The following is a 26,177-nucleotide window of genomic DNA, read 5'->3' as shown; positions in this document are numbered from 1 at the left end:
CTCAGGTGGTGGCGGCCAGGTCGGTGAGCACGCGGACGGCGATGCCCCGGGCGAGCGGCACCTTGAAGCCGTTGTCGCGCAGCGGCCGGGCGGCCGCCAGTTCGGCGTCCACAGCCCAGGTGAAGGTCTCCTCGTCGGCGGGCGCCCCGCGCAGGGCCTCCTCGGCGGCGCGGGCGCGCCAGGGCCGGTGGGCGAGTCCGCCGAAGGCGAGGGCGACGTGCCGGACGCGGCCCTCCGCGACGTCGAGGACGGCGGCGACGGAGGCGAGGGCGAAGGCGTACGAGGCGCGGTCGCGGGCCTTCCGGTAGGCGCTGGTGCCGGCGGCCGGCGGGAGGGTGACCTCGGTGACGAGTTCCCCGGGACGCAGGACGGTGTCCTGTTCCGGCCGGTCGCCCGGCAGCCGGTGGAAGTCCGTGAGCGGGACCTCGCGTGCGCCGTCGGGACCGAGCAGGCGCACCCGGGCGTCGAGGGCGGCGAGGGCGACGGCCATGTCCGAGGGGTGGGTGGCGACGCAGTGCGCCGAGTGGCCGAGCACGGCGAGGTCGCGGTGGACGCCGTCCCGGGCGGGGCACCCGGTGCCGGGTTCCCGCTTGTTGCAGGGGTGGGAGACGTCCTGGAAGTACGGGCAGCGGGTGCGCTGGAGGAGGTTGCCACCGGTGGTGGCCGCGTTGCGGAGCTGGGGGGAGGCGCCGGAGAGGAGGGCCTGCGACAGCACCGGGTAGCGGGTGCGGACGAGCGGATGGGCCGCCAGGTCGCTGTTGCGGACGGTGGCCCCGATGCCGAGGCCGCCGCCGGACGTCTCGGTGACGGTGTCGAGCGGCAGCCGGCCGATGTCCACGAGGAGCGGAGAGTCGGCCACGCCGAGCTTCATCAGGTCGACGAGGTTGGTGCCGCCCGCGAGGTACTGGGCGCGGGGGTGGCGGGCGTGGGCGGCGAGGGCCTGCTCGGTGCGCTCGGCGCGCACGTGCTCGAAGGGCTTCACCGGACTGTCTCCTGGTGCACGTCGGTGACGGCGTCGACGATGTGGGGGTAGGCGCCGCAGCGGCAGAGGTTGCCGCTCATGCGCTCGCGGATCTCGTCGCGGGTGAGGTCCGCGGCGCCTTGGGCACGGGCGGCGTGCGGCGGCGTCACGTGCGAGGGGTGTCCGGCGGCGGCCTCGTCGAGGAGGGCGACGGCGGAGCAGATCTGTCCTGGGGTGCAGTAGCCGCACTGGAGGGCGTCCCGGGCGACGAAGGCCTCCTGGAGCGGGTGGAGCCGGCCGTCCCGGGCGAGGCCCTCGACGGTGGTGACGGGCTCGTCGCAGGCGACCGCGAGGAGCAGGCAGCTGTTCACGCGCCGGCCGCCGACCAGGACGGTGCAGGCGCCGCACTGCCCGTGGTCGCACCCCTTCTTGGCGCCGGTGAGGTCCAGGTGCTCGCGCAGGGCGTCGAGGAGGGTCGTGCGGTTGTCCAGCCGGAGATCGTGGGCGGCACCGTTGACCATGAGGGTCACGGACGACGTGGGCCCCTCCGGCCCGTCGCGTGCTTCGCCGCGACCGTCGTCGCGGCCGGCCGTTCCGTCGCGGTCCACGGTGTCCGCCTTCCGTCGGTGGTGGGGGTCGCGTACCCCCGTCCCTGGAGGGGATTCCCCGCCCGCCGCGCCTGCCCCGGTCGCCGGCCGGAGCCCACCCGTTCGGGGGAGGGCGGTCGTCCGGCCGTCCACCGGTGCCCGGCACGGTCCGTCCGGTCCGCCGGGGAGCGGCCGGGCCGGACGGTGCCGTGGCTGCGACCACCGTCCGGCCCGGAGCGGAGGCCCGCCGACACGACCGGTCTCCCGAGCCCGGCCTCCGGCCGTCTCCGCGCTCGACGGGAAGAGACCCCGGCCCGGTCGGCCGGGTCTCCGGATCAGCGCTTGGAGATGCGCACCACTCCGGTCTCGGTGCCCTGGTAGAGGGTGCCGTCAGGGGCGGCCGTCCCCCGCATCTGGAGCGGGTTGTAGACCAGCCCGATGCCCAGGAAGGAGCTGGTGAGCTGGGCGCCGGTGCCCGGGTCGATCACGGAGTGGTGGTACTGGGCGAAGGTGTTCAGTCCGGCGCTGCCCGTCGGCCCGGTCACCGAGACGGTGTAGATCTTCCCGTCGGCCAGGGAGAGCCGGGGCAGAGCGGCGGACTTCACCGGACTGTTCCACACCACCGAGCAGCCCGTTCCCTCGGCGTTCACGTCGATCCGGCTGAGACCGCCCTCGAAGCTCGCGGAGGAGGGCTGGCTCGCCGGAGCACCCTCGGGCAGGGCCGGGTAGGGGTAGCCGTAGGTGTTGGTGACGAAGACGCTGCGCCCGGAGGCGATGACGGCGTCCTCGGTGCCGCTGCGGGCGTACTGGGTCAGTACGGGGATCCGGCAGATCGGGTCCGGTCCGCCGGCCGCCCGGTAGACGAGCAGGTTCCCGTGCGGGGCGGCGTTGTCGACGATGGTGACGTACTCGGTGCCGTTGCCCGGCCCGAAGAAGCTCGGGGTGGTGCCGGTGCCCCAGCTGAGCTGGCCGGGCTTGCGGGCCGGGCCCCGGTCGTACGGCGCCCGCCACTCCACCACGGGGGTACCGTCCGGTCCGGCCGACAGCAGGTAGAGCGCGTGGTCGGTGGCGACGGCGGTCCGGCCCGGGACGGTGGAGATGCTGTTCTGGACGCCCTCGCCGGTGCTGATGCTGCGCACCGCCCCGGTGTCGGTGTCGACGGTGCCGATCACGCCGCCGCTGGTGGCGAACCAGACCCTGCCCTGCCAGTCGGGGGTCAGGCCGACGATGTTGTCCCCGGCGGGGACGGCGTCGCCGAGCGGGGTGGACTGCTCGGTCCGGAGGGTCCATCCGGAGTCGGTGCGGCGGTGGCCGACGCGCACGAGGTTGTTGTTCCCGTCGACGACCACCAGCCGGTCGGCGTTGTCGAGGTAGGCGTACACGCCGCCGAAGAGGCTGCCCTTGGGCAGGGCCAGGGAAGCGAGGTCGGCCCCGGTGACGGGGTCCAGCAGGTGCACGGTCGGCGTCTGCCCGAAGATGCTGGTGCAGAGCGTGATCACGTAGCCGTCGCCGCCCACGACCACGGTGGGGCAGGCCGAAGCCAGCGCGGTGCGGGAGTACTCGATGGCGGACGTCCCGGTCCCCGGGTGGGGCGTGGTGCCGCTGGAGGCGCTGTCGCCGTGCATGGTCGCGGCGCCGTTGGCCGCGGTGGCCGGGTTCTGCGGCGCCTGCGGGCCGAAGGGGGAAGCCGGGTCGGCGGCGGCGGGGGCGCTGCCGAGCGCCACGGTGAGGGAGAGGGCGAGCGCGGCGAGGCGCCCGCCCGCGGGCAGGGAGATCGGCATCAGGGGTGTCCTCGTGGCGGGAAGGGGGACGGCGGTTGCGGAGCGAGGGGCAGGCGACCGCACCGGGCGCCGCGGCACCCGGAGATCGGCCGGCGTGGTGGGAACGGCCGACGGGGCGGCTGCCGAGGGTGTGGCCCGGCCCTTGCTTCCGTGTGGCGGTTGCTCACCGGAACGGCTCTGGCCGCCACGCTATGTGCTGTCCCGGAGGTTCGGATCCTTTCGCGGCGGCCGGCCACAGCTTGTTCACGCCGTTCACGTTCCCGCAGCATGCGGGCAACACGTGGCGGGGCGCGCGGGCCTCCGTCGGTGAGGAGGGGCGGGCCGTTCGCGTCCGAAGCGGTCCGAGGCGCGCCGGGACCCGTCGCGCCGGCCGGTCGGCGCGACGGGTCGAAGGGCGGCGGGGAGGGCGGCCGGCCCTCGAAGATCACGTCGCGGGTCCGCACCCGCTGCCGATCCGTACGGCATCGGACCCGTCGACGAACTCGGTCGGCTTCCGGGGTTCGGGGCGGTCGCCCTGGCGGTCGGACCCCACCGGCCGGGCGGCGTCCCGGTCGAAGCGGTGGAGGGTGAAGCCGGCGCCGTCCGTGACGACCGGGCCCGGTTCCCCGCTCTTCCGGACGCTCGGGTGCCCCTCCTTCGCGAACGGGCGGGCGATCAGCGGACCGAACGCTCCGGCCGCGAGCACCGGCCCTTACACCGCCCGCGGAGGCCGTGCTCCCCGGCGACCGGCACCATCGGCGTCACCGCCGTGGACGCGGCCCCGCCCTCACCGGCGTCCGCACGCCGAGGAAGCGGCCGGCACCGGCGCCCCGGACCGTCGTGACGACGCCCGCGACGAGCAGGCGGCGTCGGGGCCGGCCGCGGCACCGAACGCCGGCGGCGCGGGCACACAGCCGGTGCACCTCACGAGCACGCGCCGGGGCCCCGGCACCGCGAGCCGTCCGAAGCGGGCCCGCAGGCCGTCCTCCGCGGGCATCGTCACGTCGTTCGCCCCCCTACCGGGCGAAGTTGGCAGCGATCCGCTGCTGGATGTAGTCGGCCGCGGTGATCGGCGGGTAGCGGCCCTCCGGGCCCTCGATCACCACGTCGCGGTCGGCCTGGGCGAAGAAGGCGATGCTGTGGCGGGCCGACCGGTCGTCGCCGGGGCCCGGCGACCTGACGCGGTGGAAGTTGGAGGGGAGCCGGTCGTCGCTCCACCGCATCAGCATGTCGCCGATGTTGCAGGTGATCACGGAGCCGTCCGGTTCGACCGGTGTCCACTCCTGTGCCTCGGCCTCCTTGCCGGGGCACACCTGCAGGCCGCCCTGGCCGGCCCGCTGGAACAGCAGGGTCAGGCAGTCGAAGTCGGTGTGGGCGCCGGCCCGCCACACGTTCGCGGGGACCACGGCGTCGGCGGGGACGGCGAAGTAGTGCAGCATCCGCAGGGTGGACTGGTAGTTCGGGCTCGCCGGGTCGTGGGCGCGGGTGAAGAACCCGTCGGGGAGCCCCAGTCCGTCGGCGAAGCACGACAGCACCCGCATCGCCAGGTCCCGGCAGCGCGCCTCGAAGTCCAGGACGCGCCCCCGGAAGCCGGGCAGGGCGTCGTCGGGCCACAGACCGTCCATGTGCGGGCGGGTGACCTGGTACGACTCCTTCTGATCGGGCGTGTTGACCGAGGGGCGGACCTGGGTCATCGATTCCCAGCCGGAGTTGAGGCCCTTCTTCAGGGCGTGCCGGGCCTTGGTGTGCTCGGGGAGGGCGAAGAACGCCTCGGCGTCGGCGAAGGCGCGGTCCACGACGTCGGGTCCGATGCCGTGGTTGACCAGCTGGAAGAAGCCGATGTCGGTGGCGGCGGCCCACAGTTCCCCGGTGATCTCCTCCTTGCGGCGGTCGAAGTCGGTGAGGTCGATGCGGCGGACCTCCCGGGCGGACGTCTCCGTCCCGGCCCCGCCCATGCGGGTCTCCTTGGCCAGCTCTTCGAGCGTGTGGGTGGTGTGCGTCATGGCGGCTGTCGCTCCTCGGACAGAGAGGGGGTACGGGATGCAGTCACCGCCCCTGCGATCCCCAGCGCGGGTGCTCAGACGCCCGCGTGCACGGTCGCGCGGACCCCTTCGTGGGTCCGGCGCCGTGGGCTGGCGCGGGCCCCGGTCGCCGGGGCCCGCGCGCGATGGGTTCAGCCTGCACGGTGGGTGTTACCGGTGGGGGTCGTGCTGTTACGCGGTGGTAAAGCCCGCGGGGGCCCTGTGCGGGGCCGCGGACCCGGTAGGCCGGCCGGAGCGGGTGAGGCCCGCCGCCAGCTCGTGCGAGAGGAGGCGGACGTGCTCTCCGTCGCGTACCAGCACCTCGCCGCCGACCAGTACGGCCGCCACCGTCCTGCTGCCGGCGCACGTCAGCAGCGTGGCGCCCGGGTCGTGGACGGGCAGGCAGGCGTAGTCGCGGTCGAAGCGGTGCAGGACGAGGTCCGCCCTCATGCCCGGCCGCACGCCGCCGTCGGGGTTCTCCTCGATGCCGAGGACCCGGTTCGCGCCGCCCGCCGCCATGGCGAACATCTCGGGGAATCCGAGCAGGTCCGCCTTGCGGTGTGCGGCGCGCTGCAGATAGGCCCCGATGCGCAGGGCCTCCAGGATGTCCTGGGTGTCGTTGCTGGCGGCCCCGTCGACGCCGAGGCCGACGCCGAGGCCGGCGTCGAGCATCTCGGGGACCGGTGCGATGCCGCTGCCGAGCCGCATGTTGCTCAGCGGGTTGTACGAGACGCCGACGCCGTGCCGGGCGAGGGTGGCGCGTCCGGCGGCGTCGAGCTCCACGCAGTGCACGGCGAGGAGGCGGTCCCAGAGGAACCCGGCGCGTTCCAGGTACTCGACGGCGCCGGTTCCCGTGCGCTCGCGGCACAGGACGTCGTCCGTGGTGGTCTCCAGGAGGTGCAGCGAGACGGGCAGGGCGCGCTCCTCGGCGTACGCGCGCACGGTGCCCATGCCCTCCGGGGTCAGGCACCGGGGATTGGGCACGGCGACGCCGATGTCCACCCGGCTCCCGCGGGTCCGCGCGATCAGTTCGTCGGTGTGGGCGAGGGCTTCCTCCAGCGGCTGCATCAGCCGCGGGTCGTAGCCCCATCTGCGGCTGGGGTCGGCGCGGTCGGCGACGCCCCGGCACAGCACGGCCCGTACGCCGCTGTCCTGGAGTGCCCGGAGCACCGCGTCGTGGACCTCGGGCGACGGGTGGGGCCACATGTGCTCGACGAGCGTGGTGGTGCCGCTGCGCAGTGCTTCGGCGGCGGCCGCGGCGGCGGTCGCGTAGGCCCGCTCGGGAGTGAGGAGCGCCGCCTCCTCGCCGACGGCGCCCAGCCAGGCGAGGAGCCCGAGGCCCTCGCCGATGCCGCGCAGTCCCGCCTGGAAGAGGTGGGTGTGGGTGTTGACGAGGCCGGGCGTCAGGTGGCCGCCGCGTCCGTCCAGGACCTCGCCGGCGTGGGGGAGTTCGCCGTGCTCCGAGATCGCCGTGATCCGTCCGCCGGCGAGGTGGACGTCCCTGCCGGGCAGCCAGCGGCCACCGGTGTGGACGGTGACGTCGGTGATGGTCGCGGGGTTCACCGGGCGGTCTCCTTCGGGTGGCGGGCGGCGCCCGTGTGGTGGAACAGGAGGTTGAGCAGGAACGCCACGATCCCGGTGACGGCGATGCCGCTGTCCAGGACGGTGCGCAGGTGGGAGGGGAGCGGCGCGTAGAAGTCCGGTGCGCCGACGGGGATCATGCCGAGCGCGAAGGCGAGGGCGACGGTCAGCAGGTTCCGCGGCTCGGTCAGGTCGGCGCGCGCGAGGATGCGCAGCCCGACCGCGCCCACGGTCCCGAACATGACGAGCGAGACCCCGCCGAGGACCGGGCCCGGGACGGCGGCGACGGCGGCCCCGAGGACGGGCACGAACGCGAGCACCACCATCGACGCGCCCGACAGGGCGACCACGTGGCGGCTCTTCACGCGCGTCACGCTCACCAGGCCCACCGACTGGCCGAAGGTCACGATGGGGAAGGAGGCGAGCGCCCCCGACAGCACCGTGGCGGCCCCGTCCGCGCGCAGCGCCCGTACGACGGTGGGCGCGTCGTCGCCGCGGCCGACGATCTGGCCGACCGCGAGGGTGTCGCCGACGGACTCCACCATGTTCACGAGCTGCACGACGAGCATCGCGGCGATCGCGGGCACCACGAAGGTGGGGGCGCCGAAGACGGTCGGGTCGGGGGCGGTGAGGAGGCGGGCGTCCGCGACTCCCGATCCGTCGAACAGTCCCAGCGGCAGCGCGGCGGCGGTGCCCGCGGCCATGGCGAGGAGCACGGAGAACCGGGCGAGCGCGGGCGGCGCGAGGCGTTCCACGAGGACCGCGAGCAGCACCGTCCCGGCGGCGAGCGCGAGCCCGCGGCCGCCGCTGCCGGCGGGCCCGTGCCCGACGACGAGACCGGCCGCCGAGGGCACCAGCGAGAACCCGATGACGGCGATGACCGTCCCGGTGACCAGCGGCGGGAACAGGTGCAGACAGCGGCCGAACCAGGGGGCGACGGCCAGCGTCACCAGGCCGGAGACGACGGTCGCCCCGAACACGGCGGCGAGACCGTGCTGCCCGCCGATGAGGATGGCGGGGGTGATCGCGGTGAACGTGGAGCCCATCACGATCGGCAGCCGCGCCCCGAACCACTTCAGGCCCAGCGACTGCAGCACGGTGGCGACCCCGCTGACCAGCAGGTTCGCGCTGATGAGCAGGCGTATCCGGTCCTCGGGAAGGTGGAGGGCGGTGCCCACGAGCAGCGGCATCGTGGCCATGCCGGCGTACGCGACGAGCAGGTGCTGCAGGCTCAGCGGCACGAGCCGCCGCCACGGGGGTCGTACGTCGACGGGATGGGGCGCTCGGGGCGCGGGCGCGACGGCGTGCTCGACCACGGCCATCGTTCCTCCTCGTAGCTCGGCGGAAGACGGCTGGTTAGCACCCGGGCAGGCTCCGCGTCCGGGCACGCACCGGCCGTTGCAGCCATGACCGGTGTGGGAGCGACGGTAGGGAGGGGGTGTTTCGGCGGCGTTGCGCCCAGGAAACCGCGGCGTACCCGCAGGGCGGGGCGCGGGCGTGAGGCCGGACGGGAAGGTGGGGCGTGTTCTGCTGCGCTGGTTGTAGGCGAAGGTCCAACCAGGAGGGGTCGCAGGCGCGGGTGGGCGCGGCTATCGTCCCTTCGGTCGGTCCCGGTCGTCAGCGGGGGACGGGGCCGTACGCGCGGGCGCCGTCCGGTGCGGCAGGGCGGGGGCGCTCTCCTCGCCGGCGCCCCGGAGCGATCCCCTGCTGTCCGCGTTCAGCGGGTTCGATCGCGCGTGTGGCGAAGACGGGGGACCAGTGGCCGACGACCAGACTTCCTACGAGCTCCAGCCGCCGGCGGGCGCCGGACCGTCCGGCGCGGCGCCGGCGGGGGTGCCGGAGCGACCGGTGGACGGTGGGGGCGGGGAGGCGGGCGCCGGGCGTCTCGTCGGCGGTCGTTACCGGCTGCTGGAGCGGTTGGGCGCCGGCGGGATGGGCACGGTGTGGCGGGCCCATGACGAGGTGGTGGACCGGGACGTGGCCGTCAAGGAGCCGCGCGTGCCCGAGCACTTCACCCCGTCGGAGCGCCGGACCGCCTGTCTCCGCATGGAGCGCGAGGCCCGGGCGGCCGCCCGGGTCGATCATCCTTCCGTGGTCGTCATCCACGACGTGGTCGGCGAGGACGGCAGGCCGTGGATCGTCATGGAGCTGCTGCGGGGCCGGTCGCTGGCCGAGGTCCTGGAAGAGGGGACCGTCGCGCCGCAGGAAGCCGCCCGCATCGGGCTCGCCGTGCTGGGGGCGCTCACCGCGGCGCACGAAGCCGGTGTGCTGCACCGTGACGTGAAACCCGGCAACGTGATGGTGGGCCGGCACGACCGCGTGGTCCTCACCGACTTCGGCATCGCCCAGGTCGAGGGGGAGCGGAAGCTGACGGAGACCGGCGGGTTCATCGGGTCCCCCGAGTACATCGCCCCCGAGCGGGTCCTCGGCCGCCACCCCGGTCCCGAGTCCGACCTGTGGTCCCTGGGCGTCACGCTCTACCAGGCCGTCGAGGGCGTCTCGCCGTTCCGGCGGCAGACCACTCCGTCCACGCTGCAGGCGATCCTGCTCGCCGAACTGCCCCCGCCGCGGCAGGCGGGAGAGCTGACCGCGCTCCTGAAGGGGCTGCTGCGCAAGGAACCCGAGGAGCGTCTCACCGCCCAGGGCGCACGGCCGATGCTGCACGCCCTCACGGCGTCCGCGCCGCCCCCGGCCCACGCGCCCACGACGGTCGACGGGGCGCCGGCGGGGCGCCCGGCCGGCGGGGCGTGGCGTCACCGGCTGCGCGGCCGGACCGGACCGGTCGCGGGCGCCGTCGCCGCACTGACGGCCCTGGTCGTCGCCCTCGTCCTGGTCCTGTCCCGCGACGGCGTGCCGGACGGGTGGAGGGCGTACGACGAGTACCGGATGCACCTGAGCGTGGCGGCCCCCGCCGACTGGACCATCGCGACCCACGACGACCTCGCCGACACCAGCGGGCCGTACCGGGCCACGTCGTACACCTCTCCCCAGGGGGACGCGTGGATCTGGGTGGACCGCAAGGAGAAGGCCACGGAGACCTCCCGTGCCGTAGCCGACCGGTGGAAGGACGAGCACGAGCGCGAGACGCCCCCGCAGGGCGGGGCGCCGCGCACCGCCAAGGTGGAGCCGGCCACGCATCAGGGCCGGGACGCGGCGGTCCTCACCGAGACGTACAGCGAGAACAGCGAAGGCGTGCCGCGCAGGTTCCTGAAGACGCTGGTCGTCGTGACCTCCGGCCAGGAACGGGTCACGCTCGCGGTCAACGTCCCCGACGGGAAGGACGCCCCGCGGACGGCCGAGGACCTCTTCGGAAAGGCCGTCGCGGCGTTCGAGCTCCGCAGCCTGTGAGGGCAGGGCCCGCCGGTCGGGCTCGGGCCGGCCGGGGCGCCGGCGGCACGGCGTGGGCCGGGGTCCCGGCCGCCGTCGGTCCCGCCGGGAGTCGCGTCGGCGGAGGCGGGAAGGGGACGGCAGGGCTCCGCCTCAGGGCGTGGGCGCCGCCCTCCGGGTGCCCGTCGCCTCGACGGCGTGGAGGAGGAGGGCGAGCCGGGGGCCCGGCCGGCCCGGGCGAGGGCTTCGCGGAGGGCGGTCTCGCCGGTGGGGCGGGTCTCCTCCAGGAGCCGCGGACCCTCCTGGGAGACGTCGGTGCAGGTGCCCCGGCGGTCGGGGGCCCAGGTGACGCATGAGCGGGCCCCGGTCCTCCGGACGGGTGACCAGGCGGGTGGTGGCGCTCTGGCCGAGGGCGACGGCGTAGGCCACCTGCTTCGTCCGGAGGTGTACCGCCGGGGCGGGCCGTCGTGCCGGCGGCTGAGGACGTCGAGCAGGGACGACCCGCGCACGCTCAGGCCGTGCTCCAGGGGGACTCGATCCGGCCGTGCAGCAGGGAGAGGGCGGTGGGGGTGGGGGCGGTTGAGGACGTGAAGGCCCCCTTCCCTCAGTGCTTGCATGCGCGCACTACATGCAAGGGGATTTTCATGCGTTTGCATTTATCCAGCGTCTGCAAGTACTGTTTTCCGCAGTAAGCGCTCCACGCAAGCATCCGGAAGGTCGTCCTCCATGCCTCTCGCGCTCCTGGCCCTCGCCATCGGGGCCTTCGGGATCGGCACCACCGAGTTCGTGATCATGGGCGTGCTGCCCCAGGTCGCCGGAGACTTCGGCGTCACCATCCCCACGGCCGGCTGGCTCGTCTCCGGCTACGCCCTCGGCGTCGTCGTCGGCGCCCCGCTCCTCACCGTCCTCGGCACCCGGGTCTCCCGCAAGAAGATGCTCATGTTCCTCATGGGCCTGTTCATCGCCGGCAACGCGCTGTCCGCCGTCGCCCCCGGCTTCGGCGTCATGCTGGCCGGCCGGATCGTCGCCTCGCTCGCGCACGGCGCGTTCTTCGGCATCGGCTCCGTCGTCGCCGCCGACCTCGTCGCCCCGCAGAAGAAGGCCTCCGCGATCTCCCTGATGTTCATGGGGCTGACCGTGGCCAACATCGTCGGCGTTCCCGGCGGCACGTACATCGGCCAGGTCGCCGGCTGGCGCGTCACCTTCGGGCTGGTCGCCGCCCTCGGCGTCGTCGGCCTCCTCGGCGTCGCCAGGCTCGTCCCCGAGGCGGGCCGGCTGGAGTCGGTGAGCGTCCGCGGCGAGTTCGCCGCCTTCAGGAACGTCCAGGTCTGGCTCGCGATGGCGATGACCGTCCTCGGCTACGGCGGCGTGTTCGCCGCGATCACCTACATCACGCCGATGATGACCGAGGTCGCCGGCTACACCGAGGGCGCCGTGACCTGGCTGCTCGTCCTGTTCGGGATCGGCATGTTCCTCGGCAACCTGCTCGGCGGCAAGTTCGCCGACCGCGCCCTGATGCCGATGCTCTTCACCGCCCTGGCCGCCCTCACCGCCGCCCTGCTCCTTTTCACCGCGACCGCCCACAACAAGATCCTCGCCGCGCTCACCCTCTCCCTCATCGGTGCCCTCGGCTTCGCGACCGTGCCGCCGCTGCAGAAGTGGGTCCTCGACCAGGCATCGGCCGCCCCCACCCTCGCCTCCGCCGCCAACATCGGCGCCTTCAACCTCGGCAACGCCCTCGCCGCCTGGCTCGGCGGTGTCGTCATCGCCGCCGGCCTCGGCCTCACCGCCCCGAACTGGGTCGGCGCGCTCCTCTCCGGTACGGCGCTGCTCCTCGCCCTCCTCGCGGCCCACCTCGACCGCCGCACCCGCAGGGCGAGCCGCGTCGTCACCGGATCCACGACCGCCGAGCCCGCCCCGGCGACCGTCTGACCCCCCCCGCACACAGCTACGACCCCCTCCGAGAAGGACCAGAAGGACCCCCCATGAGCACCGCCGCCCCCGTCGCCCCGCTGACCACGCAGGACGCCGAGACCCTCATCACCGCCGCCCACCGCGCCGCCGAGGCCGCCGGGGTCACCGTCAGCGTCACCGTCCTCGACGCCGGCGGCCACCTCCTCGCCTTCCGCCGGGACGACCGGGCAGTGCTGGTCTCCGGCGAGACCAGCACCCGCAAGGCGTACACCGCGCTCCAGCTGAACGCGCCGACCGCCGATCTCGTCGACCTGGTCAAGCCCGACGGCCCGTTCCACTCCCTGCCCACCGCCCTCGACAAGCCGCTCCTCTTCATCGCCGGCGGCATCCCCGTCCACCGCGACGGCCGCCTCATCGGCGCGGTCGGCGTCGGCGGCGGCGCCCCCGAGCAGGACCACGGCTTCGCCGCCGCCGCGCTCGCCGAGCTGGCCGTGACCGCCCGATGAGCCGCACCCCGCAAGAGGTCTTCGCCGACCACGGCACCCGCCTCGGCACCGGCGACCTCGACCTCATCAGCCGGAACTACACCGAGGACGCCGTCTTCCTCACCGCCGAGCACACCCTCACGGGCCGCGAGGGAGTACGGCGGGGCATCGGCGCCCTGCTCACCGACCTCCCGGACGCCGACTGGCGGCTGGACCCCCGCTTCGCCGGCGACGTGCTGCTCCTCCACTGGACCGCCGCCACCGACACCCACGAGGTCACCGACGGCGTCGACACGTTCGTCTTCCGCGACGGGCTCATCAGCGCCCAGACCGTCCGCTACACCCTCACCCCCCGCACCGCCTGAACCACGAAAGGCCGCACACCATGGCACCCGTCAGCATCCCCACCGTCACCCTGAACGACGGCGTCGAGATCCCCCAGCTCGGCTTCGGCGTCTTCCAGGTCCCCGACGCGGAGACCACCGCCGCCGTCTCCTCCGCCCTTGAGGCCGGCTACCGCTCCATCGACACCGCCGCGATCTACGGCAACGAGGCCGGGGTCGGCAAGGCCCTCGCCGAGTCCGGGATCGCCCGCGAGGAGCTGTTCGTCACCACCAAGCTGTGGAACGCCGACCAGGGCTACGACGCCACGCTCCGCGCCTTCGACGACAGCCTCGCCAAGCTCGGCCTCGACCACGTCGACATGTACTTGATCCACTGGCCCACCCCGGCCCGCGACCTGTACAAGGAGACCTGGAAGGCCATCGAGAAGCTCGTCGCCGACGGCCGCGTCCGCACCGCCGGCGTCTCCAACTTCCAGCCCGACCACCTCAAGCGGCTGATCGACGGCGCCGACCTCGTGCCGGCCGTCAACCAGATCGAGCTGCACCCGGGCCTCCAGCAGGCCGAACTGCGCGCCGTGCACGCCGAGCTGGGCATCGCCACCGAGGCGTGGAGCCCGCTCGCCCAGGGCGCCGTCCTGGGGGACGAGCCGATCACGGCCATCGCCGCCCGCCACGGCAAGTCCCCGGCCCAGGTCGTCCTGCGCTGGCACCTGCAGCTCGGCAACGTCGTCATCCCCAAGTCGGTGACGCCCGAGCGCATCCGCCAGAACCTCGACGTCTTCGACTTCGCCCTCACCGACGACGAGATGACCGCGATCGCCGGCCTCGACCGCGACCTGCGCACCGGCCCGCACCCCGACCAGCTCAACTGACCCCTCCCGAAGGGAGGCGGAACCGTCCCGCGGCCGAGACCCACCGCCCCTTCCACCGACGCCGGCGCCGGCCCCACACCGTTCGCGAGGACCTCGCGTCGGCCGCCCCCACGGGCGCGGTGGAGGCCGGCGACCGGAGTACGGGGTGCTCGTCATGGAGCACCTCGATCGCCGGCCGGTGCGGAGCGCCCGGTCAGGCGGGCATGGCCATCAGCAGCAGGGGAGCGGTGGTGGGCCGGGGGGATCCTCCGTCGGGTTCGAGGGTGAGTCCGACGGCGCCCGCGTCGGCGGGATCGCCGGTGAGGACCACGGTGCCGTCGTGGTCGATCAGACCGGCCGGGAGCATCGTGCCGTCGTGGTCGAGCCACAGCTGGTACGTCTTCCCGGCCCCCGGCGCGGGGAGATCGGCTGCGGTGAACACGGCCTTGTTCTGCCGGTCGGAGGAGACGACGGTGGTCAGGGCCCCGTTGGCGGCCTTGCCGTGAACGGTCCGGGCGTCCGGGGCCGCCAGGACGGCACTGACCTCGTCGAGCTGCTGCTGCGTCTGACGGGCCTGCTCTTCGAGTTCCTGGCCGTTCTGCGTCTGCCACACCGCGACGCCGCCCAGCACGGCGGCCGCCACACTGGCGGCCAGCGCCAGGGGAACGGCACGGCGGCGCAGGATGCCGCCGAGGACGGGCGCCGTACTGGCGGCGGGGACGCGTGGGGGCAGCTGGCGCACACCGTCGACGGCGGCCATGACCTGTGCCTTGACCGCGGCCGGGGGAGGCTGGGAGACGGCCGCGGCGAGCCGTGCCGTGGTGGCCTCGAACTCGGCGGCTTCCTGACGGCATGCCTCGCACGTCTGGAGGTGGGTGTCAAAGGCCCTGCGCTCGTCGTCGTCGAGAGCGCCCAGTGCGTAGGCGGCGGCGAGGGTGTGGGCGTCGGTGGCGTGGTGGTTCATGTGGTCACCCCCATGCAGTCGCGGAGCCGGACGAGCCCGTCGCGCATGCGTGTCTTGATGGTGGGAAGAGGCGTGCGCAGGGCTTCGGCGACTTCACGGTAGGTCAGTCCCCGGTAGTAGGCCAGGGTCACGGCCTGGCGCTGGAGTTCGGTCAGGCCGTGCAGACAGCGGCGCACCTGCTCGGACTCCAGCCGGGTCTCGACCTGTTCGCTGACCTCGTCGAAGGCGGTGGTGTGTTCGCGGGCGGCCTGGGCGTGCTCGCGGTCGGTGGCGGCCTGGGCGGAGCGGACCCGGTCCACGGCCCGCCGGTGGGCGATCGTCGCCGCCCACGTCTGCACGCTGCCGGCTTCGGGCCGGTAGCGCGCCGCCTGCCGCCACAGGTCGATCATGACCTCCTGGGTGACCTCCTCCGACTGGGCCCGGTCGCGCACCACTTTGAGCACGATGCCGAAGACCAGAGGGGCGAGGGCGTCGTAGAGGGCGGAGAAAGCTTGTTTGTCGCCGCGTGCCACTTTGCCCATGATCTCGGTGAGGTCGCTGGGGGTGGTGCGGCCGCCTCGGCCGGCGAAGGGAAGCGGCTGGTTCACCTGTGCCGCTCCGGCCGTGGGCAGAAGGCGAAGAGGCGGCCTGTGCCGACCGTCGGGGGGCGGGGCGTCCATCGCATGCCGGTCCTTGCGTCGTCGCTCGATCGGGCCGGACCGCCCGAAGGCGGTCCGGTCGCCGAAACCTGTGTGTGCTTCGTCCGTTCTTCGTAGCGGACGGGCGGACGGATGGGTGGCGCTTCGTCACCCGTGCCACCTGCGAGTAACCCTTTCGAGGGAATCCAGGTGCAGCGGCCGAGCCGGAGCGCGGACGGCGGCGAAGACGGTGCGTGAGGAGAGGGGAGCGACGTTCTCCCGCTCCCCTCACCGGCCGCGCGGGGTGCGTGGCCGAGGCACCCTCGTGGGAGGTGGTTCACATGGTTCGTGTGCGACACGGTCTGGCGGTGGCCCTGGCGGCCGGTGCGGCGGTCGTCGGCGGCGCGTCGATGGCATCGGCCGATGCCGGTGCGCAGGGAGCGGCCGTCCACTCGCCGGGAGTGGGGTCGGGCAACCTCGTCCAGGTTCCCGTCCACGTCCCGGTCAACGCGTGCGGCAACACCGTCAGCGTGATCGGGCTGCTGAACCCGTCTTTCGGCAACGTCTGCGCCAACGCCTGACCGAGCACGGCCAGAAGGGCTCCGGTCCGCCGCCACGAGGGGGTGGCGCGGACCGGTGATCCGTCCGGGAGGGAGCTTGCGCCGGACGGGTCGGCCGCGGGCGGCTGTCGGCACAGCCGCCCGCGGCACCACTTCCTTTCCACCCGGGCTACCAGGTGAGTACCGCGATGACCTGCTTGCCCCGGTGGCAGGGTCTGACGAAGAGGTCTCCCCCCAGCTCCCGGACGATCTTCAGCCCCCGGCCTCCCGGCTCTTCGCGCCGCGCGTCGTGGTGGTTCCCGGCCAGGTCCGCCGTGCCGTCGCTGAGGACGACGGCCGCCCGCCCCCGCTCCAGGACCAAGGTGAGCGCGTAGGGTCCGACTGCGTGGAGCACAGCATTGCCCACCAGCTCCGAGACGATCAGTACGAGGTCCTCGGCGACCTCGCGGGGGCAGGCGTCCGCCTCCTGCGCCAGAAGCCGTGCCGCGGCTCTACGAGCCTGGCGGGCGGCACGTCCGTCCGAGAGGAGCGGCAGGTGCAGCCCGGTCGGACATCCGCGGGGAGCGATGGCGGTGTCCATGGTGATTCCTCGCAGTGAGCGGTCTCCGTGGCAGGAGAGCCGGGTGAAAAGGAACGCCCTGGGGACGTGGTGATTCGTGGACTCCGCGACGGGTTCCCGGTCGTCACCACTCGCTCGGGCAGTCCCAGGGCCGGGGCCCCGGGGCTGATGCCGTGGCCGGCCGTCCAGAGCTGCTTCCAGTGATGATTCGTGACGACTGCCGCGATGGATTGCCTCGATCCGGGGGAGTCCCGGGCGGCGGGCAGGGTGACCCTCTCCCTCCCTGCCTGCTTCCGTGCCGAATCGGCCGAGAAAAGCGAACCCAGGCGTCGTACTACGCCGCTGCCGCTGCCGCCGGCCCCGCACTGTCCGTCGCGGCGGGGCCGCGCAAACCGACGACAACCCTTACGCAGACCTCGTCCCCGTCCCCGTACGCGTCCGCATCCGTGGTCTCGTCCGCCGCACCCGGTGGACCGCCGGCGTGCTCGGCGGTCGGCGCCGCCCGACCGAGAGCTCCGCTCCGCGCGCCAGTGCCCCTGGTCGCGCCACAGCGTCCGGGCCCGTCGCACAAGGCAACACCAGAAGGGATTTTCACTCTTTCGGGTGTGGGACCAATCCGCCGGACGGGGGGCTACCGAATGCATCAACGTGAGCAGCTTCCGCAGCAAACTCGTCCGCACCGCACTCGGCGCACTGGCCGGACTCCTGGCCGCCTTCACGGCGTTGGCCGTGGCCGAGCTGGCGGCCGGACTGGTGCGGCCGGCGGCCGGGCCGGTGACCGTGGTGGGCGGGGCGGTGATCGACCGGACGCCGGCCGCGGTCAAGGACTTCGCGATCCGCACGTTCGGAGAGAACGACAAGACCGTTCTCCAGCTGGGGATCCTCGCGATCCTCGCCCTGGTCGCCGTCGGCCTCGGCATCCTCGCCCTGTCCCATCGGCGTGCCGGTGCCGCGGGGGTGCTGCTCTTCGGGATCGTCGGCGCCGCCGCCGCTCTCAGCCGTCCGGACTCCACCGGTACCGGTGACGCGCTGCCCTCGATCGCCGGAGCGGTCGCGGGTGCCCTCGCCCTGTACGTACTGGCGTCCCGAGCCGTCTCCGTCCCCGCCCCGGACGGTGCGGACGGTCAGGCGGGCGCCGGGGCGTGGAACAGGCGCGGGTTCCTCACCGCGGCCGGTGCGACCGCCGTCGCCGCGGCCTCGGCCGGCGCACTCGGCCGGTACTTCACCGGCAGGCGAGGCCAGGGCGCCGTCGCCTCCCGGGAGAACCTGGTGCTTCCCGAGCCCGCCTCCCCGGCCCCCGCCGTCCCGGCCGGTGCCCGGCTGAAGGTGCCCGGCATCACCCCCTTCACCACCCCCAACTCCGACTTCTACCGCGTCGACACCGCCCTGACCGTTCCCAAGGTCGACGCCGGGACCTGGCGGCTGCGCATCCACGGCGAGGGCGTCGCCCGCCCCCGCACCTACACCCTCGACCAGCTCCTCGCCCGCCCGCTCGTCGAACGCGACATCACCCTGACCTGCGTCTCCAACGAGGTCGGCGGCCCCTACGTCGGCAACGCCCGCTGGCTCGGCGTACCCCTCGCCGGCCTCCTGGAGGAAGCCGGCGTCAGGCCGCCGTCGAAGGGCGGCCGGGCCGATCAGCTGGTGGCACGGTCCGTGGACGGCATGACGCTCGGCTCTCCCGTCGAGGACCTGATGGACGGCCGCGACGCCCTCCTGGCGGTCGGCATGAACGGCGAACCGCTGCCCTTCGACCACGGCTTCCCCGTCCGCATGCTCGTCCCCGGCCTCTACGGCTACGTCTCGGCCTGCAAGTGGATCGAGGACATCGAGCTCACCACCTTCGACGCCTACGACCCCTACTGGGTCAAGCGCAAGTGGGCCCGCCGCGCGCCGATCAAGACCCAGGCCCGCATCGACACCCCGAAGCCCTTCGCCCGCCCCGCCGCCGGCACCGTCACCGTCGCCGGCGTCGCCTGGGCCCAGCGACGCGGCATCACCCGCGTCCAGATCCGCGTCGACGACGGTCCCTGGCAGGACGCCGATCTCGCCGCCCAGGACACCGTCGACACCTGGCGCCAGTGGTCCTACCGCTGGAACGCCACCCCCGGTGGACACAACCTCACCGTCCGTGCCACCGACGGCACCGGCCAGGTCCAGACAGAACAGCGCACCCGCACGATCCCCGACGGAGCGAGCGGCCGGCACAGCGTCTTCGTGACCGTCCCCTAGACCACCCGGGCGGCCGCGAGGTCCGCACCGGGCAGCACAACCCACCATCTCGACAACACGGAACAGAACCCCCGAGGAGCACCTGATCATGAACAGCATGAAGATCCGCCGCACCGCGATCGCCGTCGCCGCCGCAGTCGCGCTGCCCTTCTCCCTGGCCGCGTGCTCCGACTCCGGCAACGACACCAAGGCCGCCGCCCCCGCCGCGGAGGCGACGGAGGCGAGCACTCCCTCCGAGGCCGCGATGACCGACGACCAGCCCTTCGGCCCCGCCTGCGCCGGGGTGCCGAAGGAGGGCGCGGGCTCCTTCGAGGGCATGGCCAAGGACCCGGTCGCCACCGCCGCGTCCAACAACCCGGCCCTGTCCACCCTGGTCACCGCGGTGAAGCAGGCCGGACTCGTCGACACCCTCAACAGCGCGGAGAACATCACGGTCTTCGCGCCCACGAACGAAGCCTTCGCCAAGATCCCGAAGGCCGACCTCGACAAGGTCCTCGCCGACAAGGCCACCCTCACCAAGATCCTCACCTACCACGTCGTCGGCCAGAAGCTGACTCCGGAGCAGCTGGAGAACGGCAGCTTCGAAACCCTCCAGAAGGGCATGATCACCACGAAGGGCTCCGGTGAGGAGTACACCGTCAACGACGTCTCCAAGGTCGTCTGCGGCAACGTGAAGACCGCCAACGCCAACGTGTACATCGTCGACACCGTCCTCATGCCCAAGTAGGGCTTCACCCACGGTCCACAAGCCAAGGCGGCCCTGCACCCGTCCCCTCGGAAGGGTGCAGGGCCACCGGCATGAGCACGTTCCGGCGGCACGACCCGAAGGCCGGACGCGGCAGGGTGTCGTACTCGGACCGCGTCCTGCGCGGTGAGGAGGCCGCCAGGACTTCGACGGAGCCTCTGCCGAGCCGACGGCCGGGCGCCGGACCATCGGGACGCGGCGGCGCAGGCTTCCCCGGCACGTCAGGCCCCGCCCGCCCTGGCCCGCCTGCGGCGCGGTGACACCTTGATCACACGACGATGGCATTGCCGGCGTCCCCCGCCCCCTGTCCCACGGAACGAGTACCCGCCGGGAGCACCACGCGACCCCTCGGACACGACCTGGCCCCTGGCGTGCGGTCCCGTCTGTGACGGAACGCGGACATGACCACTGACGGGCCGTAACCAACTGCGCGGTACAAATAAGTACGCACCACGGCACCGCCCAGACCACACCGCACCCCGGGGGAATCATGCTGCACACCCGCAAGGCCGTCGCCGCCGCAATCGGTCTCGTGGCCGCCCTCTCGCTCACCGCTTGCACCGGTGACGACAACGCGTCGGGCAGTACGCGGACCAGCCCCACCGCGTCGGCGGAAAAGGCGGGCGTAGCCGGCACCGGCGGGAGCGGTCAGAGCACGGACACCGGCACCGGCGGGGCGGGTGGGGCGGATCAGAACGCCGGTACCGCCACGGGCGGGAGCGACCAGAGCGCCGACAGCAGCACCGGCGGGAGCGCCCAGGACGCCGGCGGCAGCACCGGCGGCGACAGCGGCGGCAAGGTCGGCATCTGCCGCACCGACGCGCTTGAGGTCGCCGCCGTCGACAACACCACGGACAAGACGGAAGGCGTCGTCACCGTCTCCTTCAAGAACAGCGGCGGCAGTGACTGCCGCATCCGCGGTTTCGCGGGCGTCGACCTGAAGACGTCCCTGGGCGACACCTTCTCCGTGGACCGCAACGGTGAGCAGGCCCTGCCGCAGACCCTCAAGGAGGGGGAGACCGCCGCCTTCAACATCACGTTCCCCGTCAACGACAGCGGCGGCTCCGGCGTGCAGCTGACCGACCTCGTGGTGACGCCTCCGAACGAGACCAAGCACGTCACCCTGAAGTGGCCGGCAGGCACGCTCCCCGTCACCGACGGCCAGGACGGCGCGAAGATCGAGATCAGCCCGGTGGGCAAGGTCAGCGACTCGCCGGCCGGCTGACCCCGCCCCGCCGCCCCGGCTTCACCCCCCGCTCGGGAACCGCCGCGGGATCTCCATCCCGCCCGGGCCGGGGGCAGGGGTGCGGGAATCCCGGGTCGCCTACCGCTTGAGGCCGTCTCCGTGTCCGTCCGGGTGCAGGACCACCTTGGTCCAGCCCTCGTCACGGGCGTCGAAGTGCTCGTAGGCGCCGGGGGCCTCGTCCAGGCCGAGCTCGTGGGAGACGACGAAGCTCGGCTTCGCCTTCCCGCTGGCGATCAGGTCCCGCAGCGCCCGGTTGTACTTCTTCACCGGTGCCTGCCCCGTGCCCATGCGCTGGCCCTTGAACCACATCATGCCGAAGTCGATCGGCACCTTGCCCTGGGCCTCCAGCTCGCCCTGGGCCTCCGCGCCGCCGGGGTCCTCGGGCAGGAACACGCCCACCACTCCGATGCCGCCGGTGAACCTGACCGAGTCGATCAGGCCGTTGAGCGTGAGGCCGGCGTCCTCGTGTCCCTGGGGGTCGTGGGCCTGGTAGCCGACGCATTCGCAGCCGTTGTCGGCGCCCAGACCGAGGGTGGCCTCCTTGACGACCTCCGCCGGGTCCTGTTCCGAGGTGTCGATCGGGATGGCCCCGATCCCCTCCGCCATGCGCAGCCGGTCGGGCTGGTGGTCGGCCACCCAGACGCGGCCGGCGCCCTTGAGGAGGGCGGAGTAGGCCGCCATCAGCCCGACGGGACCGGCCCCGAAGACGATGGTCTGGTCGCCGGGCTTGACGTGGGCCATCTCGGTGGCGTGATAGCCGGTGGGGAAGATGTCGGCGAGCATCACGTAGTCGGTCTGCCGCTCGGCGGCGTCCTCACCCAGACGCAGCGCGTTGAAGTCGCCGTAGGGCACGCGCAGCAGTTCCGCCTGGCCGCCCTGGTAGGGGCCCATGTCGGCGAATCCGTAGGCGGCTCCCGCGAGGGCGGGTTCCGGCTGCATGGTCAGACAGTAGTTGGTCAGACCCCGCTCGCACTGCTTGCAGAAGCCGCAGGCGATGTTGAAGGGCAGGACCACGTACTCGCCGACCTGGACCTTGCGGACGGCCGGGCCGACCTCCACCACCTGGCCCAGGTTCTCGTGTCCCAGGGTGCGGCCGGTCTCGAACGAGGTGCGGCCCTCGTACATGTGCAGGTCCGAACCGCAGATGTTGGTGGCGGTGATCCTGACGACGATGTCGCAGGGGTGCTCGATCCTCACGTCCGGTACGTCCTTCACGGTGACCGTTCGCGGTCCTTCGTATACCGCTGCCTTCATGATGACTTCCCTCGGTGCCGCTGCGTGAGCGCGGCACTGCGATGATGAGACGGCGCGAAGAGCCCGGTGCCCCGGACGTCGCTGCGGCCGGGGCCCGTGGTTCCCCCGTGCCTCTCCAGACCGCCCACCCGGATCGGGAGGGACGGGTGGTGCCGCCACCGGCCCGCCGGACGGAGCTTCGGCACTCCGGGAGCGCGCCGTGCCGCTACCCGTCGCCCCCGGGCCGAAACACCCCCCAGCGAACGGCGGCCCCGGAACCGGACGGTCACCGGTCGGCGGTACGCTCCGCGTCCGTGGGCACCGGCCGGTCGTCGCCGGCGTCCTCCGCGTCGCCGTGCCCGCCCCCGCCACGCTTTCCCCGGGAGCGCCCGGGTCCTCCCGGACCCGACGGGCCGCGCCCGCCCCATCGCCACCGTCCTGCCCGGCCTCGGGGACGACACCGGAACCGCGCTCCACCACTGACGGAGGAAGCCGGCCCCTCCCCGCGGCAGGAGGAGGGACCGGCTTCCGCGATCCGCGGGAAGCGGCGCTAGGAACGGTCGAGCGCGCGGGCGAGGAAGCGCCGCGTGGCCTGCTCCCGCGGGGCGGTGAGGACCTGCTCCGCGGTGCCCTGCTCCACGATCACGCCGCCTTCCAGGAAGCAGACCCGGTCCGCGACCCGCCGGGCGAAGTCCATCTCGTGGGTGGCCATCAGGATGGTCAGGCCGCGCAGCTTCAGGTCGGCGACGACGTCCAGGACCTCTCCGACCAGTTCGGGATCGAGGGCCGAGGTGATCTCGTCGAAGAGCAGCAGCTCCGGCTCGGTGGCCAGGGCGCGGGCGATCGCCGCCCGCTGCTGCTGTCCGCCGGAGAGCCGGTCGGGGTGTTCGTGCGCCTTGTCCGCGAGCCCCAGCCGGTCGAGCAGCTCGCGGGCCGACGCCTCGGCCTTTCTGCGCGGGACGCCGTGGACCCGGCGGGGCGCGAGCGTGATGTTGTCCAGCACGCTCAGGTGCGGGAAGAGGTTGTACGCCTGGAAGACGATGCCGATCCGGCGACGGGCGACGTCGGGGTCGAGCCGGGGATCGGTCAGCTCGGTCCCGCCCAGGTGGACGGTCCCGTCGTCGACGACCTCCAGCAGGTCCACACAGCGAAGCAGGGTCGACTTGCCCGAACCCGAGCCGCCGATCAGGCAGACGACCTGGTGCTCGGCGACGTCCAGGTCGATCGAGCGCAGCACCGGCCGCTCCCCGTACTGCTTCCGGAGACCGCGGATGCGCAGCAGCGACTCGCTCATCGGGCGGCCTCCGCCCAGGTGCGCAGGGTCGCCTTCCGCTGGAGCCGGTCGGCGAAGCGGGTCAGCGGGATGGTGACCGCGATGAACAAGAGGGCCGCCCCCAGGTACGGGGTGTAGTTGAAGTCGTAGTCCGCCTTGATCTGCGCGGCCCTCAGGGCCTCCAGCGGACCGAGGACGGCGACCAGTGCCGTGTCCTTCTGCAGGGCGATGAAGTCGTTGAGGAGGGGCGGCAGCACGTTGCGCACGGCCTGGGGCAGGACGACGTGCCGCACGGTCTGCCGCTCGTTGAGGCCCAGGGCCCTGGCTGCGTTCCGCTGGGCCGGGTGGACCGAGTTCAGCCCTGCCCGGAACACCTCGGCGACGTACGCGGTGTAGGAGAGGGTGAGGGCGATCACGCCCAGGATCCAGGGTTCGGAAGGGGTGCCCTGCAGTTGCAGCGCCGGCAGTCCGAAGCCGACGAGGAAGACCAGCAGCAGGGTCGGTACGCCGCGGAACACGTCCACGTAGACCGTGGCGGCGAGCCGCAGCGGCTGGAGACCCGGGGCGCGGGTCACCCGCACCAGGGCGATCAGCAGTCCCAGAACGAGGATCAGGACCTCGGCGACGAGGAACATCTGGACGTTGAGCCAGAAACCCCGGAGGAGATCGGGGAAGGCGGAGCGGAGCTCGGCGCCGTCGAAGAACAGACTGTCGACGCGTTCCCAGCCCGGTGAGGCCACCGCGGCCGCGGCCACCGCCACCACGCCGAGGAGGGTGCAGAGGGTGGAGACCCAGGTGTGGCGGCGCTTGCGGGAGCGCCGGTACCGCTGTCGTTCCCGTTCGTGGTCGCTGGGTCGGTAGGCGCTGTCGAGCGCGTCCGGAGAGGTGGCCGACCGGTCCGGTACGGCCGTCTTGCCGATGTCCACGGTCGGCCCGCTATCGCTTCAGCTCGGGGACGTTCGCGGAGGCGGAAAGCCACTGCGTGGTGAGTCCGGCGAGCGTGCCGTCGGCCCTGAGCGCGTCGAGGGCCCGGTCGACGCAGGAGGTGTACCCGCTGTTCTTCGGCAGCAGCAGACCGAACTTCTCGGGGGTGCCGCCCGCGTAACCGAACTGTCCGACGATCTCGCCGTTCTCCAGCTCCGCCCCGGCCAGGTAGAAGACCGTGGGCAGGTCGGTGACGATCGCGTCGATCTGGCCGTTCCGCAGCGCGGTCACCTCGTCCTTGGTGGTGCTGAAGACGCTCGGCTGCTTCGAGGGCTTGATCTGGTCCAGCACGGCCTGGTAGCTGGTCGTGGCGACCTGCACGCCGATCCTGGCGTCCTTGAGGGCGCCGAGGGATCCGGCCTTCGCGAACGGGGACCCGTCGAGTGCCAGGACGGCCTGATTGGCCGTGTAGTAACTGGTGGAGAAATCCACTGCTTTCGCGCGCTGCGGCGTGATGGAGATCTGGTTGATGTCGAAGTCGAAAGGCTTGGGGCCGGGGGCGTAGGAATGGGCGAAAGGCTCGACGACCCATTTCACCTGATCGCGTTCGAATCCCAGCTTTTCGGCCACCGCATAGGCCACGGCGCTTTCGAACCCCTTCCCGTTCGACGGGGTGTTGCTGTCGAACCAGGGTTCATAGGCGGGGGAGTCGGTGGCGACGGTGAGTTGGCCGCGCTTGTGGAGGCTCGGGTGGTCGGTCGTGCACCGGGGGGCGTCCTTGGATCCGGCCGCTTCCGGCGTGCTTTGCGGCTGCGGCGCGCAGCCGGCCGCCGCGAGCGCGACAAGGGCGGCGGCGGAGGCCGCCAGGGTCATGCGGGTACGGGACATCAGAGGTCCTTCGAGAGGTCCGGGAAAGGTGTGGAGGAGAGGGCCGGTGCTGTGCGCTCAGCGACACAGATCGCCTGCGCAGCGCACGTTGTCCACGTGGCGGCGGCTTACCAGCAGGAGAGTTCCGGACATGCTTTTCAGCATTCCGGTCCACGGAGGCCGGCGTCAATCGGGAAGTGTGTTGCCGGGGTAACGCGTTGATAACATGTCAGCTGGTGAGATGGAATACGCGGTCGCCTTGGCGCAGCCCGAACGCCTCCGCCGCGGAACCTCCGCGGACCACCAGTTCGGCGAATCCGACCCCGGAACTCCCGACGGTGATTCCGGGCTCGCCGAGCGGGACGTCGGGGAGTCGGTCGTAACAGCGCACCCGGATGTCGCGGCCGTCGATCCGGTTGCGTACGAGAAGGCTTTCCGAGGTGTCGTAACCGGGCAGTTCGGCGGCCGGGCGGTCCAGCTTGCAGTTGCCGAAGTTGTCGACGACGGCGATCCGCACGTCTCCGGCGACGGGCGGCCGCACCGCTGTCGGCCGCGCGGGAACGGGGCGGCCGTCCACCAGCCAGCGGGCCAGCAGGGGTGCGTACCACAGGCTTCGGAACTGGGTCCGCACCATCTCCTCGATCTCGGCCGGCGTCAGCTCGGCCCAGTCGGCGGCGGCGGCTTCCAGTACCTCGCGGACATCGGTGACCTGGACGTCCTCCAGCCCCAGGTAGGTGGCCAGCGGGGCGAGGACCCGTTGGTTCAGCGTGCTGACGACCAGGTGGTTCCCGTGGCGGAAGGAGCAGAAGGGCACCCCGTTGGGCCAGTGTCCGTCCCTCGGGGCGATGTTGACGAGCACCACGACCGGTCGGCTCGGGCCGCCGATCAGGTCCGTGGAGCGGAGCAGGTCGAGCAGGGTCAGGGCGGCGGCGCCCTCCGGGTCCGGTCCGTCGAGCGGCAGGACGGTCGGTGTGGAGCCGAACAGAGCGGCGATCCGGGTGGACTGGCGGGCGAGCGCGTTGGGGTCGGCGCAGTCGGTGAGGGAGACGACCGGGGGAAGGGGCATGGCGGTGCTTCGTCCTTCTGTCGAGGGAGGGCACGGGACGGGTGGGGTTCGGGGTGCAGG

General features: G+C 73.0%; 24 protein-coding genes and 1 pseudogene. 9 read left to right on the top strand and 16 right to left on the bottom strand.

Annotated elements, in window-relative coordinates:
- Position 1 precedes the first annotated feature (1 nt).
- The 7 genes from IE326_RS21495 to IE326_RS21465 all read right to left on the bottom strand — a co-directional run bounded on the left by IE326_RS21495 (position 2) and on the right by IE326_RS21465 (position 8,232).
- On the bottom strand, positions 2-982 hold the full coding sequence (locus IE326_RS21495; protein WP_190042663.1) for an FAD binding domain-containing protein: 981 nt from the start codon (positions 980-982) through the stop codon (positions 2-4).
- Positions 979-1,482, bottom strand: a complete 504-nt coding sequence (locus tag IE326_RS21490) for a 2Fe-2S iron-sulfur cluster-binding protein (protein ID WP_190043453.1) — start codon at positions 1,480-1,482, stop codon at positions 979-981. The genes IE326_RS21495 and IE326_RS21490 overlap by 4 nt, the downstream gene beginning before the upstream one ends.
- Positions 1,483-1,883: 401 nt before the next feature.
- Positions 1,884-3,329, bottom strand: a complete 1,446-nt coding sequence (locus IE326_RS21485) for a hypothetical protein (protein ID WP_190042662.1) — start codon at positions 3,327-3,329, stop codon at positions 1,884-1,886.
- A 424-nt stretch (positions 3,330-3,753) separates the two neighbouring features.
- A complete protein-coding gene (locus IE326_RS21480; protein WP_190042661.1) occupies positions 3,754-4,014 on the bottom strand; it encodes a hypothetical protein in 261 nt (86 codons plus the stop codon).
- A gap of 310 nt (positions 4,015-4,324) precedes the next feature.
- Positions 4,325-5,311, bottom strand: coding sequence for an isopenicillin N synthase family dioxygenase (locus tag IE326_RS21475; RefSeq protein ID WP_150226378.1), 987 nt, complete (start codon positions 5,309-5,311; stop codon positions 4,325-4,327).
- Positions 5,312-5,521: 210 nt separating this feature from the next.
- Positions 5,522-6,892, bottom strand: coding sequence for an amidohydrolase family protein (locus IE326_RS21470; protein WP_190042660.1), 1,371 nt, complete (start codon positions 6,890-6,892; stop codon positions 5,522-5,524).
- The gene (locus IE326_RS21465; RefSeq protein WP_190042659.1) at positions 6,889-8,232 is read right to left on the bottom strand and encodes a uracil-xanthine permease family protein; all 1,344 of its coding nucleotides are present in this window, start codon (positions 8,230-8,232) and stop codon (positions 6,889-6,891) included. The genes IE326_RS21470 and IE326_RS21465 overlap by 4 nt, the downstream gene beginning before the upstream one ends.
- 436 nt (positions 8,233-8,668) lie before the next feature.
- On the opposite strand from IE326_RS21465, the gene IE326_RS21460 reads away from it, so the two are divergent.
- On the top strand, positions 8,669-10,258 hold the full coding sequence (locus IE326_RS21460; protein WP_229915550.1) for a serine/threonine-protein kinase: 1,590 nt from the start codon (positions 8,669-8,671) through the stop codon (positions 10,256-10,258).
- A gap of 132 nt (positions 10,259-10,390) precedes the next feature.
- Here the strand turns inward: IE326_RS21460 and IE326_RS40850 are convergent.
- Positions 10,391-10,790: pseudogene (locus IE326_RS40850) on the bottom strand (winged helix DNA-binding protein).
- Between the two features lie 173 nt (positions 10,791-10,963).
- Between IE326_RS40850 and IE326_RS21455 the strand changes: the two are divergent.
- From IE326_RS21455 to IE326_RS21440, 4 genes are read left to right on the top strand one after another with little or no spacing between them, the layout of a single operon-like run.
- A complete protein-coding gene (locus IE326_RS21455) occupies positions 10,964-12,169 on the top strand; it encodes an MFS transporter (protein WP_190042658.1) in 1,206 nt (401 codons plus the stop codon).
- Between the two features lie 53 nt (positions 12,170-12,222).
- A complete protein-coding gene (locus tag IE326_RS21450; RefSeq protein WP_150226374.1) occupies positions 12,223-12,657 on the top strand; it encodes a GlcG/HbpS family heme-binding protein in 435 nt (144 codons plus the stop codon).
- Positions 12,654-13,001 carry a nuclear transport factor 2 family protein gene (locus tag IE326_RS21445; protein ID WP_150226373.1) on the top strand — a complete coding sequence of 116 codons (348 nt, stop codon included), beginning with the start codon at positions 12,654-12,656 and terminating at the stop codon, positions 12,999-13,001. Before IE326_RS21450 ends, IE326_RS21445 begins: the two co-directional genes overlap by 4 nt.
- 20 nt (positions 13,002-13,021) lie before the next feature.
- Positions 13,022-13,852 carry an aldo/keto reductase gene (locus tag IE326_RS21440; protein WP_150226372.1) on the top strand — a complete coding sequence of 277 codons (831 nt, stop codon included), beginning with the start codon at positions 13,022-13,024 and terminating at the stop codon, positions 13,850-13,852.
- 193 nt (positions 13,853-14,045) lie between these two features.
- Here IE326_RS21440 and IE326_RS21435 read toward each other — a convergent pair whose 3' ends face one another.
- Positions 14,046-14,795 carry an anti-sigma factor gene (locus tag IE326_RS21435; protein ID WP_190042657.1) on the bottom strand — a complete coding sequence of 250 codons (750 nt, stop codon included), beginning with the start codon at positions 14,793-14,795 and terminating at the stop codon, positions 14,046-14,048.
- The gene (gene sigK, locus IE326_RS21430) at positions 14,792-15,382 is read right to left on the bottom strand and encodes an ECF RNA polymerase sigma factor SigK (RefSeq protein WP_373310246.1); all 591 of its coding nucleotides are present in this window, start codon (positions 15,380-15,382) and stop codon (positions 14,792-14,794) included. Before sigK ends, IE326_RS21435 begins: the two co-directional genes overlap by 4 nt.
- A gap of 371 nt (positions 15,383-15,753) precedes the next feature.
- On the opposite strand from sigK, the gene IE326_RS21425 reads away from it, so the two are divergent.
- Positions 15,754-15,993: a chaplin gene (locus tag IE326_RS21425; RefSeq protein WP_190042655.1), complete on the top strand. Its 240-nt coding sequence runs from the start codon at positions 15,754-15,756 to the stop codon at positions 15,991-15,993.
- 148 nt (positions 15,994-16,141) lie between these two features.
- Here IE326_RS21425 and IE326_RS21420 read toward each other — a convergent pair whose 3' ends face one another.
- Positions 16,142-16,552 (bottom strand): ATP-binding protein, encoded by a 411-nt coding sequence (locus tag IE326_RS21420; protein WP_190042654.1) that lies wholly within the window; start codon positions 16,550-16,552, stop codon positions 16,142-16,144.
- Between the two features lie 627 nt (positions 16,553-17,179).
- On the opposite strand from IE326_RS21420, the gene IE326_RS21415 reads away from it, so the two are divergent.
- From IE326_RS21415 to IE326_RS21405, 3 genes are all read left to right on the top strand, one after another.
- Complete coding sequence (locus IE326_RS21415; RefSeq protein ID WP_190042653.1) at positions 17,180-18,763, top strand: molybdopterin-dependent oxidoreductase; 1,584 nt, start codon at positions 17,180-17,182, stop codon at positions 18,761-18,763.
- Positions 18,764-18,851: 88 nt separating this feature from the next.
- On the top strand, positions 18,852-19,490 hold the full coding sequence (locus IE326_RS21410; protein WP_150226366.1) for a fasciclin domain-containing protein: 639 nt from the start codon (positions 18,852-18,854) through the stop codon (positions 19,488-19,490).
- 508 nt (positions 19,491-19,998) lie between these two features.
- Positions 19,999-20,733 (top strand): DUF4232 domain-containing protein, encoded by a 735-nt coding sequence (locus IE326_RS21405; protein ID WP_190042652.1) that lies wholly within the window; start codon positions 19,999-20,001, stop codon positions 20,731-20,733.
- Between the two features lie 99 nt (positions 20,734-20,832).
- On the opposite strand, the gene IE326_RS21400 is transcribed toward IE326_RS21405, so the two are convergent.
- The 5 genes from IE326_RS21400 to IE326_RS21380 form a co-directional block, all read right to left on the bottom strand.
- Positions 20,833-22,008: a glutathione-independent formaldehyde dehydrogenase gene (locus IE326_RS21400; protein ID WP_190042651.1), complete on the bottom strand. Its 1,176-nt coding sequence runs from the start codon at positions 22,006-22,008 to the stop codon at positions 20,833-20,835.
- A 529-nt stretch (positions 22,009-22,537) separates the two neighbouring features.
- Entirely contained in the window at positions 22,538-23,281 is a 744-nt protein-coding gene (locus tag IE326_RS21395; RefSeq protein ID WP_150226363.1) for an amino acid ABC transporter ATP-binding protein, read from the bottom strand.
- Positions 23,278-24,186 (bottom strand): amino acid ABC transporter permease, encoded by a 909-nt coding sequence (locus IE326_RS21390; protein WP_229915549.1) that lies wholly within the window; start codon positions 24,184-24,186, stop codon positions 23,278-23,280. Before IE326_RS21390 ends, IE326_RS21395 begins: the two co-directional genes overlap by 4 nt.
- A 10-nt stretch (positions 24,187-24,196) precedes the next feature.
- Positions 24,197-25,072 carry an ABC transporter substrate-binding protein gene (locus IE326_RS21385; RefSeq protein ID WP_150226361.1) on the bottom strand — a complete coding sequence of 292 codons (876 nt, stop codon included), beginning with the start codon at positions 25,070-25,072 and terminating at the stop codon, positions 24,197-24,199.
- Between the two features lie 208 nt (positions 25,073-25,280).
- Positions 25,281-26,117: an SAM hydroxide adenosyltransferase gene (locus IE326_RS21380; protein WP_150226360.1), complete on the bottom strand. Its 837-nt coding sequence runs from the start codon at positions 26,115-26,117 to the stop codon at positions 25,281-25,283.
- Positions 26,118-26,177: the final 60 nt, after the last annotated feature.

This window comes from Streptomyces filamentosus (genome assembly GCF_014654895.1).
Classification (GTDB): Bacteria; Actinomycetota; Actinomycetes; order Streptomycetales; family Streptomycetaceae; genus Streptomyces; species Streptomyces filamentosus.
This window is presented reverse-complemented; position numbering and strand designations above follow the sequence as displayed.

Excerpts from the sequence above, each read along its gene's own strand:
- IE326_RS21490 (WP_190043453.1), bottom strand. The coding sequence starts at position 1,482 with ATGGTCAACGGTGCCGCCCACGATCTCCGGCTGGACAACCGCACGACC.
- IE326_RS21485 (WP_190042662.1), bottom strand. The coding sequence starts at position 3,329 with ATGCCGATCTCCCTGCCCGCGGGCGGGCGCCTCGCCGCGCTCGCCCTC.
- IE326_RS21475 (WP_150226378.1), bottom strand. The coding sequence starts at position 5,311 with ATGACGCACACCACCCACACGCTCGAAGAGCTGGCCAAGGAGACCCGC.
- IE326_RS21465 (WP_190042659.1), bottom strand. The coding sequence starts at position 8,232 with ATGGCCGTGGTCGAGCACGCCGTCGCGCCCGCGCCCCGAGCGCCCCAT.
- IE326_RS21455 (WP_190042658.1), top strand. The coding sequence starts at position 10,964 with ATGCCTCTCGCGCTCCTGGCCCTCGCCATCGGGGCCTTCGGGATCGGC.
- IE326_RS21450 (WP_150226374.1), top strand. The coding sequence starts at position 12,223 with ATGAGCACCGCCGCCCCCGTCGCCCCGCTGACCACGCAGGACGCCGAG.
- IE326_RS21445 (WP_150226373.1), top strand. The coding sequence starts at position 12,654 with ATGAGCCGCACCCCGCAAGAGGTCTTCGCCGACCACGGCACCCGCCTC.
- IE326_RS21440 (WP_150226372.1), top strand. The coding sequence starts at position 13,022 with ATGGCACCCGTCAGCATCCCCACCGTCACCCTGAACGACGGCGTCGAG.
- IE326_RS21435 (WP_190042657.1), bottom strand. The coding sequence starts at position 14,795 with ATGAACCACCACGCCACCGACGCCCACACCCTCGCCGCCGCCTACGCA.
- IE326_RS21425 (WP_190042655.1), top strand. The coding sequence starts at position 15,754 with ATGGTTCGTGTGCGACACGGTCTGGCGGTGGCCCTGGCGGCCGGTGCG.
- IE326_RS21420 (WP_190042654.1), bottom strand. The coding sequence starts at position 16,552 with ATGGACACCGCCATCGCTCCCCGCGGATGTCCGACCGGGCTGCACCTG.
- IE326_RS21410 (WP_150226366.1), top strand. The coding sequence starts at position 18,852 with ATGAACAGCATGAAGATCCGCCGCACCGCGATCGCCGTCGCCGCCGCA.
- IE326_RS21405 (WP_190042652.1), top strand. The coding sequence starts at position 19,999 with ATGCTGCACACCCGCAAGGCCGTCGCCGCCGCAATCGGTCTCGTGGCC.
- IE326_RS21400 (WP_190042651.1), bottom strand. The coding sequence starts at position 22,008 with ATGAAGGCAGCGGTATACGAAGGACCGCGAACGGTCACCGTGAAGGAC.
- IE326_RS21395 (WP_150226363.1), bottom strand. The coding sequence starts at position 23,281 with ATGAGCGAGTCGCTGCTGCGCATCCGCGGTCTCCGGAAGCAGTACGGG.
- IE326_RS21385 (WP_150226361.1), bottom strand. The coding sequence starts at position 25,072 with ATGTCCCGTACCCGCATGACCCTGGCGGCCTCCGCCGCCGCCCTTGTC.
- IE326_RS21380 (WP_150226360.1), bottom strand. The coding sequence starts at position 26,117 with ATGCCCCTTCCCCCGGTCGTCTCCCTCACCGACTGCGCCGACCCCAAC.